The 16,387-nt window shown below is 63.1% G+C and carries 18 protein-coding genes; 1 reads left to right on the top strand and 17 read right to left on the bottom strand.

Annotation, left to right across the window (positions count from 1 at the left end):
• Nucleotides 1-279: 279 nt before the first annotated feature.
• A complete protein-coding gene (locus J1M86_RS00410) occupies nucleotides 280-963 on the bottom strand; it encodes a pyridoxamine 5'-phosphate oxidase family protein (RefSeq protein WP_206508280.1) in 684 nt (227 codons plus the stop codon).
• A 158-nt stretch (nucleotides 964-1,121) separates the two neighbouring features.
• Nucleotides 1,122-2,375: a UDP-N-acetylglucosamine 1-carboxyvinyltransferase gene (murA, locus tag J1M86_RS00405; protein ID WP_075837521.1), complete on the bottom strand. Its 1,254-nt coding sequence runs from the start codon at nucleotides 2,373-2,375 to the stop codon at nucleotides 1,122-1,124.
• Between the two features lie 55 nt (nucleotides 2,376-2,430).
• Between murA and J1M86_RS00400 the strand changes: the two genes are divergently transcribed.
• Nucleotides 2,431-3,018, top strand: coding sequence for a cob(I)yrinic acid a,c-diamide adenosyltransferase (locus tag J1M86_RS00400; protein ID WP_206508279.1), 588 nt, complete (start codon nucleotides 2,431-2,433; stop codon nucleotides 3,016-3,018).
• 9 nt (nucleotides 3,019-3,027) lie between these two features.
• On the opposite strand, the gene J1M86_RS00395 is transcribed toward J1M86_RS00400, so the two are convergent.
• From J1M86_RS00395 to J1M86_RS00325, 15 genes are all read right to left on the bottom strand, one after another.
• Entirely contained in the window at nucleotides 3,028-3,465 is a 438-nt protein-coding gene (locus J1M86_RS00395; RefSeq protein ID WP_206508278.1) for a DUF2550 domain-containing protein, read from the bottom strand.
• A 32-nt stretch (nucleotides 3,466-3,497) separates the two neighbouring features.
• Entirely contained in the window at nucleotides 3,498-3,857 is a 360-nt protein-coding gene (locus tag J1M86_RS00390; protein ID WP_206508277.1) for a F0F1 ATP synthase subunit epsilon, read from the bottom strand.
• A gap of 29 nt (nucleotides 3,858-3,886) precedes the next feature.
• Nucleotides 3,887-5,335, bottom strand: coding sequence for a F0F1 ATP synthase subunit beta (atpD, locus tag J1M86_RS00385; RefSeq protein ID WP_075837518.1), 1,449 nt, complete (start codon nucleotides 5,333-5,335; stop codon nucleotides 3,887-3,889).
• 3 nt (nucleotides 5,336-5,338) lie between these two features.
• A complete protein-coding gene (locus J1M86_RS00380; RefSeq protein WP_075837516.1) occupies nucleotides 5,339-6,313 on the bottom strand; it encodes a F0F1 ATP synthase subunit gamma in 975 nt (324 codons plus the stop codon).
• Nucleotides 6,314-6,366: 53 nt separating this feature from the next.
• The gene (gene atpA, locus J1M86_RS00375) at nucleotides 6,367-8,010 is read right to left on the bottom strand and encodes a F0F1 ATP synthase subunit alpha (protein WP_206508276.1); all 1,644 of its coding nucleotides are present in this window, start codon (nucleotides 8,008-8,010) and stop codon (nucleotides 6,367-6,369) included.
• Nucleotides 8,011-8,103: 93 nt separating this feature from the next.
• Entirely contained in the window at nucleotides 8,104-8,931 is an 828-nt protein-coding gene (locus J1M86_RS00370; protein WP_206508630.1) for a F0F1 ATP synthase subunit delta, read from the bottom strand.
• 7 nt (nucleotides 8,932-8,938) lie between these two features.
• Nucleotides 8,939-9,499 (bottom strand): F0F1 ATP synthase subunit B, encoded by a 561-nt coding sequence (locus J1M86_RS00365; protein ID WP_206508275.1) that lies wholly within the window; start codon nucleotides 9,497-9,499, stop codon nucleotides 8,939-8,941.
• 6 nt (nucleotides 9,500-9,505) lie between these two features.
• Nucleotides 9,506-9,757, bottom strand: a complete 252-nt coding sequence (locus J1M86_RS00360) for an ATP synthase F0 subunit C (protein WP_075837514.1) — start codon at nucleotides 9,755-9,757, stop codon at nucleotides 9,506-9,508.
• Nucleotides 9,758-9,829: 72 nt separating this feature from the next.
• Nucleotides 9,830-10,555, bottom strand: a complete 726-nt coding sequence (gene atpB, locus J1M86_RS00355) for a F0F1 ATP synthase subunit A (protein WP_075837513.1) — start codon at nucleotides 10,553-10,555, stop codon at nucleotides 9,830-9,832.
• 408 nt (nucleotides 10,556-10,963) lie between these two features.
• Complete coding sequence (locus tag J1M86_RS00350; protein WP_187346665.1) at nucleotides 10,964-11,374, bottom strand: hypothetical protein; 411 nt, start codon at nucleotides 11,372-11,374, stop codon at nucleotides 10,964-10,966.
• A 73-nt stretch (nucleotides 11,375-11,447) separates the two neighbouring features.
• Nucleotides 11,448-12,662, bottom strand: a complete 1,215-nt coding sequence (locus J1M86_RS00345) for a glycosyltransferase family 4 protein (protein WP_075837509.1) — start codon at nucleotides 12,660-12,662, stop codon at nucleotides 11,448-11,450.
• On the bottom strand, nucleotides 12,659-13,942 hold the full coding sequence (gene glyA, locus J1M86_RS00340; RefSeq protein ID WP_206508274.1) for a serine hydroxymethyltransferase: 1,284 nt from the start codon (nucleotides 13,940-13,942) through the stop codon (nucleotides 12,659-12,661). The genes J1M86_RS00345 and glyA overlap by 4 nt, the downstream gene beginning before the upstream one ends.
• A complete protein-coding gene (locus tag J1M86_RS00335; RefSeq protein WP_075837505.1) occupies nucleotides 13,939-14,607 on the bottom strand; it encodes an L-threonylcarbamoyladenylate synthase in 669 nt (222 codons plus the stop codon). Before J1M86_RS00335 ends, glyA begins: the two co-directional genes overlap by 4 nt.
• Nucleotides 14,608-14,674: 67 nt before the next feature.
• Nucleotides 14,675-15,559 (bottom strand): peptide chain release factor N(5)-glutamine methyltransferase, encoded by an 885-nt coding sequence (gene prmC, locus J1M86_RS00330; RefSeq protein ID WP_206508273.1) that lies wholly within the window; start codon nucleotides 15,557-15,559, stop codon nucleotides 14,675-14,677.
• Between the two features lie 41 nt (nucleotides 15,560-15,600).
• Nucleotides 15,601-16,362, bottom strand: a complete 762-nt coding sequence (locus J1M86_RS00325; protein WP_075837503.1) for an SHOCT domain-containing protein — start codon at nucleotides 16,360-16,362, stop codon at nucleotides 15,601-15,603.
• Between the last annotated feature and the right edge of the window lie 25 nt (nucleotides 16,363-16,387).

Here is a 16,387-nt window from a genome sequence, read left to right as displayed (position 1 = left end):
CCAACTTGGTCTCGGACACAAGGCCCGACGCTTGGGGGAAAGACTGTCCTACACGCTCATCAGGAACCCCGTACAACCTCGTTGCCATGTCCGTGAAGACCTGGTCGGTGTCCGTGTCGCTCTGACTGGAGAAAAGTTACGCGAGGGGATCGCTCGACGCAAATCTGCAGGTCACACGCGATAGCTTGCGCGTTTACCGTGGCCACGGGCTCGAGCGGGAGACAGTCGGATTGCGAAGCGGGGCGATCCAGACTGTGACGCCGGACATACCCGTCAACATCAGCCGCCGGTAATCGCCCGAACGTGCTCCGGCACTGCAACTGCTGGGTCCACATCAACGGCGGACCGCACGGGCCCTGCGCGTTCTTGCAACGGCACAACTCCGGCCCACACTCCCCCGACCTCGACATCACGCGCGTCGTCCACGGGATCGCCCTCCCTTACCTTGACCGACGCCTCGTGTAGCGGCAGAGCCAGCACAACCGTCGCCGCCAGTTCTTTCTTGGAATGGGGACGTAGGTGCGCACTCCGTCCCTCCACCACGTGATCGACGATCGCGTCGAGTGCGCGCAGCCGTTCGGTCTCGTCGTTGACCAAACGGGGCCGGCCCAGAATCACGGCACTTCGGTAGTTCATCGAATGGTTGAAGGCAGACCGGGCAAGCACCAGGCCGTCGACGACAGTCATGGTGACGCAAATATCGGCCGCGGGGGCGTCAACGAGGCTGCGCGCGGCCACCGAGCCGTGCAGGTACAGCGTCCCACCGCGGTCCGGGCCGTTGAAGTCGAAGCCGAATACTGTCGGCAGCACGCGCACTGTCCCGTCGACCACGACGCCTAGATGGCAGACCCGCGCCGCGCCGAGAACGTCCGCGAGGTCTTTTCTGTCGGTCCGGGCTCGCGCCCGACCGCGCGCGATGGTCGTGCGCAACGTGGGCGAGAGTGGGCTTTGCTGGGTGCTCATCACTGCATTATTGCTGCGCAAATGTTCCATCGCCGTGGTCCAATCGGCGTCAATTTCCAGGCCACTTTCGGCACCCCCGCGAAGCCACCGATGCATCATCGTCCCTGAACGTCACGTCCTCTACGGCCTGGATCAACTTACGACCGCGCTGGATGAAGCTATTGGACGCGCTCGATGCTCCCACCCAGGTCGGTGAGGTTCTCGACGAATCGCGGGTATCCCCTATCGATGTGATAGACGTCGTGCACTTCGGTTACACCGTCGGCGCACAGGCCGGCGAGGACCAGACCGGCACCGGCGCGAATGTCCGAGGACCAGACCGGTGCACTCGACAGCTGTGGGACACCGCGAACCACAGCGTGGTGTCCGTCCGTGCGCGCATCTGCACCCAACCGAATCATTTCTTCGACGAATCGGAATCTGGCTTCGAAGACGTTCTCCGTGATCATCGAGGTCCCGTGCGCGACCGATGCCAGTCCGATCGCCATCGGCTGCAGATCCGTCGGGAAGCCGGGAAACGGAAGGGTCGCGAAATTGACGGCAGTGGGCCGGTCGTGTTGGACGACTCGAAAGCCATCCGCTTCCAATGTCACCTCCGAACCTGCCGAACGCAGTTTGTCGAGCACCAGAGACAGATGCTTCGGATTGATCCCCCGGACACGGACGTCGCCACGTGTCATCGCCGCCGCTATCCCCCATGTCGCAGCGACGATCCGGTCGCCGATCACACGGTGGGTCGTGGGCTCGAGAGACTCGACGCCCTTGATGGTCAACGTCGACGTGCCAGCGCCGCTGACCTGGGCGCCCATCTCATTGAGCATGTTGCACACATCGACGATGTCGGGTTCGCGCGCTGCGTTGTCGATGACCGTCTCGCCCTTGGCGAGGACCGCCGCCATCAAAATGTTCTCCGTTGCGCCCACCGACGGGAACGCGAGCCGGATGTTCGCGCCGCGCAGTTCGTCGGCCTCGGCGACGACGCAGCCGTGCTGAATTTCGCTGCGGGCACCGAGCAGTCGGAGCCCGGACTGGTGCATGTCGAGGGGACGTGAACCGATCGCATCCCCGCCTGGAAGTGCCACCACGGCGCGCTTGCACCGCGCAACGAGCGGACCCAGCACGCAAACAGATGCGCGGAATTGCGTCACTGCGGGGAAGTCAGCATGATGCTTGGGCTCTGCTGGGGTGGTGATGTGCACAACCGACCCGTCGAGTACCACCTCGCAACCGAGTCCGCGAAGCACCTCGGCCATCAGCGGGACGTCGAGAATGTCTGGGCAGTTGGTGATGGTGCTGGTGCCCTCGGCCAACAAAGCCGCAGCCATCAGCTTGAGAACGCTGTTCTTCGCGCCGCCCACCGACACTTCGCCGACGAGCCGGTTGCCACCGGATACCAAAAAGCGTTCACTCACAGTTCGACAGCGTAGCCAGGGTCCCGTACGTGCACCCGAGCGGTACCGTAGCGCCATGGCTGTGCACTTGACTCGTATCTACACACGTACCGGAGACGATGGAACCACCGGGCTCAGCGACTTCTCCCGGGTGAAGAAGAACGACCCGCGTCTCGTTGCGTATGCAGATTGCGACGAGACGAACGCGAGCCTCGGAGTGGTACTCGCCCTTGGCAACCCGCCCGAACGGATAGTCGAAATTGTCCGGACGATCCAAAGCGACCTGTTCGACGCCGGAGCCGATCTGTCGACACCCGTGGTCGATGATCCGAAGTATCCCCCACTTCGTATCGACCAGTCCTACATCGACCGCCTGGAAAAGTGGTGCGACGAGTTCAACGACCAACTCGAGCCGCTGACCTCCTTCATTCTTCCGGGAGGTACAGCACTCGGGGCGCTACTACACGTTGCCCGAACAGTCTCTCGCCGCGCAGAGCGGGCTGCGTGGGCCGCCGTGGAGGCAAGCCCGGAGAACACCAGTGATCTACCGGCGAAGTATCTCAACCGGCTTTCGGATCTGCTCTTCATTCTGAGCAGGTACGCCAACCCCGACGGCGACGTGCAATGGACACCGGGCGCTTCTCGCTCGACCGAGGCCGAGTAGCGGAACCGTTTACGCTGCGGGGCGACCGCGTTTGGATCTACCCGACGGCCGCGATTCGAGCCATGACAGAAACGCGGTGAGCGCGCCGCGATCGAGCGCGATCTCGTATTCACGCCCACCATCGGTGAGTTCGAGTATCGCGATGTCCTCGCTCATGATGTCGAACTCGTCGCTACGCGGACGACGGCGTTCACCCAAATCAACACCCTGACGGGTGATCCGATGGTCCGGACCGGGGCGCAAGCTCGACAACTTGAAAAAAACAAGTGAGTTGTCGCCGTAGCGAATCACTCCGTGACGCCACCCGCTCCCACCAGCCGCCGGCGCGGTCCGCATGATTGCCGCGGTACCGCCGCGACGAAGAATCACCAGTCGATACAGAAAAGCCGCGACGAGGCAGACGAGCAGCACTACCAGAGTGATAAGGACAATCACTCCGGTATGCATCTCGCTGGCCCCGTCGCGGCTTTCCGACGAACCTATGCCCGCTCGGAAGCGCGAATTCGGCCCTTCGCTATTGCGAGGGCTTCCTTGTCGTCGCCACCTGCGTCCAACACCGCGCGAGCGGCCTCGACGTCGATGTCCTCCGCGAAATCTGCGGACTCGGCGAGCACGGTAACTTCTGAGCCTGTGGCCGAGAGAAACCCACCATGGACCGCGGCCACGATTCTCTTACCATCGGTCGTTGTGACGGATACCGTTCCAGCCTCGACGAGCTGACCCAGAACCGGCTCGTGACCGAACATGATGCCGATTTCACCCTCGGTGGTTTGAGCACTCACCAGGGTCGCATCGCCCGACCACAGCTTCTGCTCGACCGCGACGAGTGAAACTTTCATGCTGTTCGTCTCCGAAGATGCCACGTCTTCTACTTTCCGGACATCTTCTTGGCTGCTGCCTCGACGTCATCGAGACCACCGCAGCTGTTGAAGGCCTGCTCGGGAAGGTGGTCGTACTCGCCCTTGGTGACCTTGTCGAATGCCTCGATGGTGTCGGTCAGCGATACGACCGAACCGGGCTCACCGGTGAACTTCTCGGCGACGATGAAGTTCTGGCCGAGGAACTTCTGGAGACGGCGTGCGCGGCCGACCAGAACCTTGTCCTCTTCCTGAAGCTCGTCCATACCGAGGATGGCGATGATGTCCTGCAGTTCCTTGTACTTCTGCAGAATGCGCTTGACCTCGTTGGCGACGCGGAAGTGCTCGGCGCCGACGATGCCGGGCTCGAGGATTCGCGACGTGGAGCTCAGCGGGTCCACAGCGGGGTAGATACCCATCTGCGAAATCGGACGCGACAGCTCGGTCGTTGCATCGAGGTGGGCGAACGTCGTTGCAGGCGCGGGGTCGGTGTAGTCGTCGGCGGGAACGTAGATCGCCTGCAGCGAGGTGATCGAGCGTCCACGGGTCGAGGTGATGCGCTCCTGGAGCTCACCCATCTCGTCCGCCAGCGTCGGCTGGTAACCCACGGCAGAAGGCATACGTCCCAGAAGGGTCGACACCTCCGAACCTGCCTGCGTGAAACGGAAGATGTTGTCGATGAAGAGCAACACGTCCTGGCCCTGCACATCGCGGAAGTACTCCGCCATGGTCAGTGCAGACAGAGCGACGCGCATACGTGTGCCGGGCGGCTCGTCCATCTGGCCGAAGACGAGGGCTGTGTCCTGAAGGACGCCCATCTCTTCCATTTCGAGGTGAAGGTCGGTGCCCTCACGAGTGCGCTCACCGACGCCTGCGAACACCGAGGTGCCGGAGAACTCGCGAGCGATACGGGTGATCATTTCCTGGATCAGAACGGTCTTGCCGACGCCGGCACCACCGAACAGTCCGATCTTTCCACCCTTGACGTAAGGGGTGAGCAGGTCGATGACCTTGATGCCGGTCTCGAGGATCTCGGTCTTGCCCTCGAGCTGATCGAAGGCTGGTGGCTTGCGGTGGATGCCCCACTGCTCACCGTCGCGACCGAGTCCCGGTGTGTCGAGGCAATCGCCGAGGGCGTTGAACACGTGGCCCTTGACGACGTCACCGACGGGGACCGAGATCGGCTTGCCCGTGTCGGCTACCGGCGTGCCTCGAACGAGACCGTCGGTCGGCTGCATGGAGATGGTGCGAACGAGGTTGTCGCCGAGGTGCTGTGCGACCTCGAGCGTCAGTGTCTTCGCGACCGTCGGGAGGGTGATCTCGGCGTGGAGGGCGTTGAACAGGGCGGGGATCGCGCCGCGCGGGAACTCGACGTCCACAACGGGGCCGATGACCCGAACGACACGGCCGGACTGCGTGTCCGCTCCGCTCGCGTTCTCTTGGGCTACTGCTGCGGTCATTGCTTAGTCACTTCCTGCGCTGTCAGCCAACGCGTTTGCGCCACCGACGATTTCGCTGATTTCCTGGGTGATCTGGGCTTGCCGAGCCTGGTTCGCCTGACGGCTCAGAGTCTCGACCAATTCGTTCGCGTTGTCCGTCGCAGCCTTCATGGCCGTACGACGTGCGGCCGACTCGGAAGCAGCCGCATCGAGCAGCGAGGAGTAGATCCTCGTGCTGATGTACTTCGGCAGCAGAGCCGACAGAAGCGTTCCGGCTTCGGGTTCGAAGTCGTACTGGGCCTGCACTTCCGACGCGTTGGGAGAATCGGTGAGCGAATCCTCGCCCATCTGAATCTCTTCGTCGTTGTACGCGATTTCCAGCGGGGCCATCCGACGAACCTCGGGCTTCTGCGTCAACATCGACACGAAACGCGTGTAGACGATGTGCAGCTCGTCGACGCCTTCGACAGTGCCTTCGCCGTTGGGCGCGTCCACCTCGGAACCGGAACCAGCCATGAACAGTTCGACCAGATGCCTGCTGGCCTTCGCTGCGTCGGCGTACCCGGGCTCCTGCGAGAATCCCGTCCAAGCACCCTTCACGTCGCGCTCGCGAAATGTGTAGTAGCCGAGGCCCTTTGCACCGAGCACATAGATGACCGGATCCTTGCCCTCCTTGCGAAGGAGCTGGAACAGCTCTTCCGCTTCCTTGAGGACGTTCGCGTTGTAACCGCCGGCCATGCCGCGGTCACTGGTGACGACCAGGACTGCCGCACGCTTGGGCTCCGCACGCTCGTTGAGCAACGGATGATCGAGCGAACTGGATGCGCTTGCCAGCGAAGAGAGGACCTTGGTGATCTCTTCGGCATACGGCTTGGACGCGGCGACGCGGGCCTGCGCTTTGGTGATCCGCGACGTGGCGATCAGCTCTTGAGCTTTGGTGATCTTCTTCGTCGAATTGACCGACTTGATCCGGGAACGCAGCTCGAGAATGCTTGCCATCAGCTGTTCACGCTCCCTTCTCTACTCGTAAAGACACTGGGCATCTCGCTGACCTACTTGCTGACTGTCTTGCGAGTAACGGTGACCTGCTCCTGGCTGACCTCGTCCGGGTTCAGCGTGTCCGCCTCCGCCTCGTTGACGACGCGATTGCCCTCGGAGTCGAGGAAGCCGTCCTTGAACTTGTCGGTGGCCGCGAGCAGTGCCTTCTGCGCATCGGCGTCGAGAACCTTGCCGCCGGAGATGCTGTCGTAGACGCCGCCGGCGTTACGGTGCAGATCCTCGAGCAGTTCGCTCTCGAAGCGACGAACGTCGCCGACGGGAACCGAGTCGTAGGTGCCCTGTCCGGCAAGCCAGATCGACACGATCTGATCTTCGACGGCCACCGGCGAGTACTGATCCTGCTTGAGCAACTCGACCAGACGCGCACCACGCTCGAGCTGCGCCTTGGAAGCCGCGTCGAGATCAGATGCGAACGCCGAGAAGGCTTCGAGCTCACGGAACTGAGCGAGCTCGAGACGAAGCGAACCGGAGACCTTCTTCATACCCTTGGTCTGTGCCGCGCCGCCGACTCGCGAGACCGAGATGCCGACGTTGATCGCGGGACGGACGCCCTTGTTGAAGAGATCCGACTCGAGGAAGACCTGTCCGTCTGTAATCGAGATGACGTTGGTGGGGATGTACGCCGAGACGTCGTTGGCCTTGGTCTCGATGATCGGCAGCGCCGTCAAAGATCCACCGCCGAGCTCGTCGGACAGCTTGGCCGAACGCTCGAGTAGGCGGGAGTGCAGGTAGAAGACGTCACCGGGGTATGCCTCGCGGCCCGGCGGACGACGCAGCAGCAGGGAGATAGCGCGGTACGCCTCGGCCTGCTTGGTCAGGTCGTCGAACACGATGAGGACGTGCTTGCCCTGGTACATCCAGTGCTGGCCGATGGCCGAGCCGGTGTACGGGGCGAGCCACTTGAAGCCGGCCGAGTCGGAGGCAGGAGCAGCGACGATGGTCGTGTACTCCATTGCGCCACGCTCTTCGAGTGCGGCCTTGACGCCGGCGATCGTCGAGCCCTTCTGGCCGATTGCGACGTAGATGCAGCGAACCTGCTTCTTGTCGTCTCCGGACTCCCAGTTGGCCTTCTGGTTGAGGATGGCGTCGATGCATACGGCGGTCTTGCCCGTCTTGCGGTCACCGATGATGAGCTGACGCTGTCCACGGCCGATCGGGGTCATCGCATCGATGGCCTTGATACCGGTTTGCAGCGGTTCTTCGACCGGCTGGCGCTCGAGCACCGAAGCAGCCTGCAGTTCGAGTGCGCGGTTCTCGCTGGACTCGATGTCGCCGAGGCCGTCGATGGGCTGGCCCAGGGGGTTGACGACGCGACCGAGGTAGCCGTCGCCGACCGGCACGGAGAGCACGTCACCGGTGCGCTTGACTTCCTGGCCTTCTTCGATGTGCTCGTAGTCACCGAGGATGACGGCACCGATTTCGGTGGCGTCCAAGTTGAGCGCCACACCGAGCACGCCACCGGGGAACTCGAGCAGCTCGTTGGACATAGCCGACGGGAGTCCGGACACGTGCGCGATTCCGTCGCTCGTGTCGGTAACCGTGCCGACCTCCTCGCGGGAGGACTCCGGTGAGTAGCTCGCGGTGAAGTTCTCGATCGCGCTACGGATCTCGTCGGAGGAGATCGTCAGCTCCGCCATATTTTTTCCTGCTCTTCCTTCAATGATCGCGGTATTGAAATGCTTCGACATTTCGAAACGCTTCGTGTGGAGACTGTGCTGTCCCTACTCGGACTACTTGAGAGTCTTTCGCAATGCAGCGAGGCGACCCGCCCCGCTACCGTCGATGACCTCGTCGCCTACCCGGACCACGAGTCCGCTGAGCAGTTCGGTATCGACCTCGATGTGAACAGTGACGGGCTTGCCATAGGTTCGTGTCAACGTCGCGGTCAGCTTTTCGAGCTGGCGGTCGCTGAGCGGAGCCGCACTGCGCACGTGCGCGACAGCTCGGTCGCGGACCGACGCCGCCAGCCCCGCAAGTTCGTCGAGCGCGTCGGCAGGTGCCGACCGTCGCAGACGACTCACGGCTTGGATGGCCAGAGCCTCGGTCACTGCGGTGACCTTGCCGTAGAGCAGCCGTCCGAGCAGCTCGCGTTTGGCCTGAACTGGCTTGCCGAGATCCGACATCGCCTGCTCCAGCTGCGGATTCGCTGCCACGATGCGGCCAAGACGAAACAGCTCGTCCTCGACGGTGTCGAGCTGGTCCTGGTCTGCGGCGGCGCGAAGCAGAGCTTCGCGCCCGAGCTCGACGAGCGAGTTCAGCAAATCCGATGGCTTGGACCAACTGTCGGACACGGCCGACTTCACGATCTTCGCCGTGATCTCGGATACCTTGCCATCGAACAGATTCCCAGCCAGCTCGCTGCGTCGTTCACCAGACACTGACGCGTCGGCCAGCGCGGTACGCAACGTGCGCTGCCCGTCGAGGGTCTCCACGACGGCAAAGAGCTCGGAACCGGTCTGAGCGGCAGCAGCTGTAGCATCTCCTGCCGACGCAGACCCCAGTGCATCGTTCGCAACCGAACGCGTGCGGGCAAGAGCCTCACGAGACGTTGCGTACATGGTCATCTCACTTCCCCGCTACAGAGTCAGCGGTGACGGAGTCGAGTTCGCTGAGGAATCGGTCGATCGATCCCGCTCGCTTCGCCTCATCGGACAACTGCTCTCCGATGACCTTCTCGGCGAGTTCGACTGCTGTGCGTCCGAGGTCGCCGCGAAGTTCCGTGACGATCTGCTGACGCTGAGCAACGAGCTGGTTGTGACCTGCGGCCACGATCCGGTCGCTCTCTTCCTGTGCCTTCGTCTTCATTTCGGCGAGGATCGCCTGACCCTGCGTGCGCGCTTCCTCACGGATCTGCGCAGCCTCGGATCGTGCGTCGGCCAGCTGCTTCTGGTACTGCTCGAGAGCAGCCTTCGCTTCTGCCTGAGCTTCCTCGGCCCTCTTGATGCCGCCTTCGATCAGCTCGCTACGTTCCGCCATGACAGCTTGGAACTTCGGAAGAATGTACTTCCAGAAGACGAAGCCGATGACCGCGATACAGACCGCAGACCAAACGATGTCGTATGTGGCCGGGAGGAGAGGATTGTATTCCCCCTCCTCTGCCGCCAAGATAGCGATAGTGGTTGCCATGTCGGATTAACCGAACAGGAAGCCGGCGACGATACCGATCAGCGCAAGCGCTTCGGTGAACGCGATGCCGAGGAACATGTTGGTACGGATGGTGCCCTGAAGCTCGGGCTGGCGCGCAATGCCCTCGATGGCCTTGCCGACCACGATGCCTACACCGATGCCAGGTCCGATGGCTGCGAGGCCGTAACCGATTGCGCCGTAGCCGCCACCGGTGATGGTGGTTTCGGTGACTTCCTGTGCCAGGTACGCGAGGCTCATTTGAATTCCGTTCCCTTTCTGTTGCCCATCACCGGTCGGTGCGTGGGTCAGGTCGATCTGGTCTCGTGCGGTCTAGTGAGAGTCGGCGTGCAGCGCGAGGTCGATGTACACCGCGGTGAGCAGCGCGAACACGTACGCCTGCAGTGCGATGACTAGCATCTCGAACAGCGTGAAGCCGAAGCCTGCTGCGAGCGAGAACAAGCCGAAAATCTTCATTCCGCCCGCTGCCTGGAAGAAGAAGAACTGGGTTGCGCTGAAGAACAGCACGAGCATGAGGTGGCCGGCCAGCATGTTGGCCATGAGACGCACGGTGAGCGTGAACGGCCGAAGGATGAAGGTCGAGATGAACTCGATCGGGATCAGAATCACGTGGAGCGCGGGCGGAACATCGGGAACCACGACGCTGCTCTTGACGTACTTGAAGAAGCCGTACTTCTTGATTCCCACATAGTTGAACGTCACGTAGGCGATCAGCGCGAGCACGATCGGCATTCCGATTCGGGCGTTCGGTGAGATGTTCAGGAACGGGATGATTCCGGAGAGATTCATGAACAGCACGGCGAAGAAGATCGTCATGATGATCGGCAAGAAACGCTTTCCCTGTTCCTTGCCGAGAATTTCGTCGGCGATCTGCACCTTGACGAAGTCGAGCATGTACTCGATAACGTTCTGCAGACCCCTGGGCACCACCTTGGGGCTGCGCATCGCGAATGCGAACAGCACGACCAGAATGAGGGTCATCAAGATGCGGATCAGCATCAGCCGGTCGAGTTCGAAGGGTGTGCCCTCGAACAACAAAGCGGGAGGAAAGAAGTCGGATAGTGACGGCGGTTGGAACTCCGCAGCCAGGTAGGTGACGCTCAGCGGTCTCTCCCGTGTTCGGGCCGCAGACGGCTAAGACTGCGGTTCGATCGGACATTGACGATCTATCAAGTCGACGATATCGGCTCGAGGTCGTCAGCAGCTGAGGCCAGTTGTTGCTCGGCCAGCGTCTGTCGGGTGTCGGCGACTCACGTCGACTCGGTAACTCCAGGAGCGTATCTGTAGCGGAACTCACGCGCCCAGTGGTTACCTGCAAGGGCCGTCGTGCACGCGAAATGTCTCATTCGCGGCAGTCTCACCCTCACTTGATCGGAACTTTATCAACACAACTACGACGTTGTGTAGGTGGGGCCGTTTCTTGGACGGATCCATACGTGCGATGTACTACGCATCGTCGGAGTCGTTCCCTGCAGGCCGATCATCGACGTACGGCGCCTTGGTTCGTACAACGCCGTACACCTCCGCGCCGAGTACCAGTACCAGTGCGGACACCACCACCAGCGCAAGCGCCTTCTTGCTGTAGAAGTCCATGTCGTTGAGCACGCCGAGCACCACGATGGCAAGCAGCATCTTCAACAACCACCCGCCGAGCAGCACTGCTCCAGCCATCGTGGGAGGGAACTTCGCCGTCAGCGATATCGACAATGCCGTAGTGAGAATGAACCCGCCGCCCAGTCCTGCACCGATCAAGGCGCCCCACAGGCCAGGCAGTCCGGCAACCAGCGTGGCGATGACCGCACCAACGACTGTGAGAACCACCAATCCGACGACGCCGTATCGAACGGCAGCGCGCATCGAATCGGATTGATCGGGCACGGGCGCAGGAGAGAAGCTCACAGCCGCACAGACTACCCAGCGCTGCGCTGCATCAGGACCGTCGCCCTCGGCGACCTGACTTCTTGGCGCGACGACGCTGAACGGCTGCGTCCATCCGAATCGATGGCACTGCGGTGACCACCAGCGCGAACACGAGTCCTGCAGCGACGAGGAGTACGACGATCCGGCGGTCGATCAGGGACGACCCGACGGCTCCGAAAGCCAGCACACCCACCCACAGGTAGATGACCAGGACCACCCGACGATGCGAGTGGCCGATCTGCAACAGCCTGTGGTGCAGATGCATCTTGTCCGGGCTGAACGGACTTCGGCCGGCTCGGGTACGCCTGATGATCGCGAGCAGCAGGTCGAGGATCGGAATGAACATCACCGCACCGACAAGCAAGAGCGGAGAAAGCAGCCCGAGCAGGTCACGCGGTCCGTACGCCACCAACGGAATTCGCCCGGAAGCACTGGTGGCGATCGTCGCCAACATCAAGCCGATGAGCATCGAACCCGAATCTCCCATGAAGATCCTGGCCGGCTGAAAGTTGTGTGGCAGAAAACCGAGGCAGGCGCCGGCCAGGGCCGCAGCCAGCACTGCAGGCGGGTAGACGCCGGTGTCCCCGCCCTGCTCGTGCAACAGTCCGACCGAGAACACACAGATGGCGAGGGCCGAGATCAGACCGAGGCCCGCGGCCAGGCCGTCGAGACCATCGACGAAATTCATCGCGTTCACCATCACGACAGTCACGGCGACAGTGACCAACCCGCCCTGGAGCTGGTCCAACACCACATTGATCCCACCGTCCGACCAGGGAACATAGATGATGTACCAACTGACCCCCATGACCACGAGCACTCCCGCGGCCGTGACCTGCCCGACGAACTTGGTCAGCGCGTCGAGACCCCACCGATCGTCGATGACGCCGACGGCGACGATCACGAACCCCGCTACCAGCGCCGCGGGGATGTCCTGGGAGCCGTACTGCGATTCGAACCCGCGCGTGAGCGCCGGAAGCTGGGAGGCGAACAGTATGGCGATGAGCATCCCGAGGAACATGCCCGTGCCGCCGAGGCGCGGGGTCGGAGTCGTGTGCACATCTCGTTCACGCGGCGCTGCGACGGCTCCGAATTTGATGGCGAGAACGCGCACACCGCCGGTGGCCAGGAACGTCACCACCGCGGCCGTCAGGAATACGAGCAGTAGTTCCCTGATCGGAACACCCGCCCCCTGACTGGACTGGGCGAGAATGTCGACCGTCATGCTCGGGGGTATGCGGGCTTGCGGGCCACCAACGTCGCTACTTCCTCTCGCACTGCGGCCAACTCAGCGGCGCCCGATGACGTGTCGAGATCTGCCCGCACGGCCCGGGCGACGAGGGTTCCGACCGCCCCCATGTCGGCGGCGTCGAACCCCTGGGTCGTCACTGCCGCCGAGCCGACTCGAATCCCCGATGCGACGGCGGGAGGTGCCGGGTCGAACGGAATCGCGTTCTTGTTCAAGGTGATCGCGGCCGCCGCGCATCGAGCCTCGGCGGTGCGGCCGTCGACGCCGAGTGCCTGCAGATCGAGCAACGCCAGATGCGTGTCGGTGCCGCCCGATACCGTTCGAATCCCGGCTTCGGCCAGTGATGCGGTCAGTGCGCGCGCATTGGTCACGACCTGTGCGGCGTAACGACGGAACGGTGCGGTGTGTGCCTCGCGGAACGCAACCGCTTTCGCTGCGATCGCGTGCATGAGGGGGCCGCCCTGGCTGAAGGGGAAAACCGCCTTGTCGATGGCTCGCGCATGCTTCTGCTTGCACAGGAGCATGCCACCGCGCGGTCCACGCAGCACCTTGTGCGTAGTGGCAGAGACGACGTCGGCGTACGGGACCGGAGACGGGATGGCACCGCCTGCGACCAAACCGATGAAGTGCGCGGCGTCGACCCACAGCACTGCCCCGACCTCGTCGGCGATGGACCGGAACGTCGCGAAGTCGATCTCGCGAGAATAGGCGGTGGCGCCGGCGACGATGATGCGGGGCCGATGGAGCATAGCCAGGTCGCGGAGGTCGTCGTAGTCGATGAGCTCTGTATCGCGCCGCACGTGATACGGGACCGTATTGAACCAGCGACCGGAGAAATTGACCTTGGCGCCGTGGGTCAGATGCCCACCGTGCGGCAGGCTCATCGCAAGAATTGTGTCCCCCGGCTGCGCGAACGCGGCATAGACTGACAGGTTCGCATTTGCGCCCGAGTGTGGTTGCACGTTGACGTGTTCGGCGCCGAACAGAGTCTTCGCTCGCTCGATCGCCAGGTTCTCGGCACGATCGACCACCTCGCAACCGCCGTAGTAGCGGGCTCCGGGATATCCCTCGGCATACTTGTTGGTCAGCACGCTGCCTTGCGCAGCGAGTACCGCGGGGGACGTCAGATTCTCGCTCGCGATGAGTTGCAGCCCACCGCGCAGCCGGCCCAGTTCTTCGAGTAGGAGCCCGGCGATGTCCGGATCGGCGGCCTCCAACTCGTCGAAATCTGGCCCGTAGAAACGCGACTGCGTCACCGCGCCGCACTTGCCTGGGTGAGGGATTCGACGCTCATACCAAGAACTTCCGCGACGGCGTCCACGGATACAGCTCCCGCACGCAAGATCTTCGGTTGTTCGGACGTCAGATCCACAATGGTCGAGGCCTGTGCATGTTCGGCGGGCCCTCCATCGAGGTAAACCGCCGCCGATCCGCCGAGTTGGTCCCTGGCCTCGGTCACCGTCGTCGCCGGGGACTGTCCGGAGATGTTGGCGCTCGACACCGCCAGCGGGCCCACCTCACGCAGCAGTTCGAGCGCCACGGGATGAAGCGGCATACGCAGCATGACCGTTCCCTGTGCGTCGCCGAGATCCCAGGCCAGCGATGGAGCCTGCCGCACCACCAGGCTCAGCGCGCCGGGCCAGAAGGCACGGATGAGATCTCGCGTACGTGGCCGGACGCTACCCACCAGGCCGTCGATGGTGGTCCAGGAGCCGACGAGCACCGGGACCGGCATGTCACGGCCTCGCCCTTTCGCACGAAGGAGGTCGGTGACGGCACTGCTGTCGAACGCATCGGCAGCCAGCCCGTACAGCGTGTCCGTCGGCATGACGACGAGGCGGCCGGATTTGAGTGCGCCCCTGGCTGCGGTCAATCCGGCGACTCGAGAATCGGCCTGCTGGCAGTCGTAGACGGTGCTCACGCTTCTATCCTGTCACTCTGCCCGCAAAGGATGCGAGAAGGCTCGTCCGGTGTCGGCTGCGACGCGCTCAGCGCTGCGCCGACAAGGCGCGCGATGCGACGACAAAGCGCGGTCGACCCGACAGATCCGGATGCGGGGTCACATCGGTGAACACGCGCCGGCCCTCCAACAGAGCGACCACTCGGTCACCGTGCGAATCGTCGTGTTCGATGCCCACTCCCCCACCGGGCCATAGCCATCGTGCGACGTTGTTGATCATTGGATCGATCACCGACAACCCGTCAACACCGCCGAACAATGCCACGTGCGGATCGTGATCGATGACCTCGGGCTCGAGGTCGGCTCCCTCGGGAATGTACGGCGGGTTGGCGACGACGACGTCGACGAGACCGTCCAGTTCGGTGAGCAACGATCGGTCGGTGACGTCGCCGTGGTGCAGAAGGATCGGCGTGTCACCCCGCTCGGCGCGCAAATCGGCGTTGCGCCGCGCCCACGCCAAGGCGGACGGATCGAGCTCGACGGCGTGAACCTGCGCGTCCGGTCTTGCATTTGCAATGGCCAAGGCCAAGGCCCCGGAACCAGTACACAAATCAAGGACGACCGGTGGCTTTCGGTCGATCCCCTCGATGAATGCAAGAGCCCAGCCGAGCAGAAGTTCGGTCTCCGGTCGCGGCACGAACACCCCCGGGCCGACCTCGACGTCGATATTGCCCAGCGCCGACGTACCGGTGATGTACTGCAATGGGATCCGCTTGGCTCGCTGCTCGATTGTCTTGCGATAGGCCTCGATCACCTGCGGTTCGACAAGTGGCACCAGACCCAACCGCCCACGCTCGACGCCGACGAGATGCGACGCGAGAAGCTCTGCGTCCACTCGCGGGCTCGGCACCCCGGCAGCCTCGAGCGTTGCAGTAGCTTCCAGGATGGCCAAGCGCAGCGGTTTCCGAGTCACCCGTACAGCGTGCCACGCCGTACCGACGCGTATCGAACGCGTCAGATACGCCCGAGGAGCTGAGCCTTCTTCGTCTCGAATTCGGCGTCGGTGAGGATGCCTTTGTTGTGCAAGGACGCCAACGCTTCGATCGCCGAGGTCACCTCGTCGAGACTCATCGAACCCGCGCTGCTTCCCGACGCCTGAGGCGCTGGCTGAGAAAAGGTCTGCTGGGGAGCTGGTTGCTGGGGAGCTGGGGTGTTCTGGTTTCCTGGGTCGACCAGTGGCAAGCTCGCCGCAGTAAACGTGCCGAACTGACTGGTGAACTCGAGCGATCCCGGCCCACCGCCCTGTGCCTGTTGCACACCGCCGATGGAATGGTCGAGGGTGTCGAATACCGACAACCGCCCGTTGGCGAGGATCGCGAGGCGACGCGCACTCGGGAAATAGGCGTACTGCGAGCCGTTCTGGCCGCCGCTCGAGCTGGGGCTGCCGAGTTCGTTCGGCCACCACGAGCCAGCCGGACGCGAGTTGGTCTGGGCGGGCGGGTACACCTGGTTGTTGGCCAACAGCTCCGACAGGTCGCGGCACAGACCGTCGACACGCGCTTTGAGGCCGTGATCGAACATGTTGCCGACCATGGTCATGCCGCCCCGCATCCACTGCCCGCTTCCGCCGAGCTCGGGCACATTGAACTGAGCCATCGTCCCGCGACCTGAATTGACCGCGTCGAGCATCGCGCGAACAGCGTCGGTCGAGATCGCGTACTTACCGGCCAGCTCGGACACGGCATTCTCACCCGCAGGTGTCAGTCCGTGGTGCATCGGTGTCTCCTTTGTGCGGCTCCGC

Source organism: Rhodococcus sp. KRD197, from assembly GCF_017168235.1.
In the GTDB taxonomy this organism is placed as follows: domain Bacteria; phylum Actinomycetota; class Actinomycetes; order Mycobacteriales; family Mycobacteriaceae; genus Rhodococcoides.
Note: the sequence above shows the minus strand (reverse complement) of the source record. Positions and strands in the feature narration are given on the sequence as shown.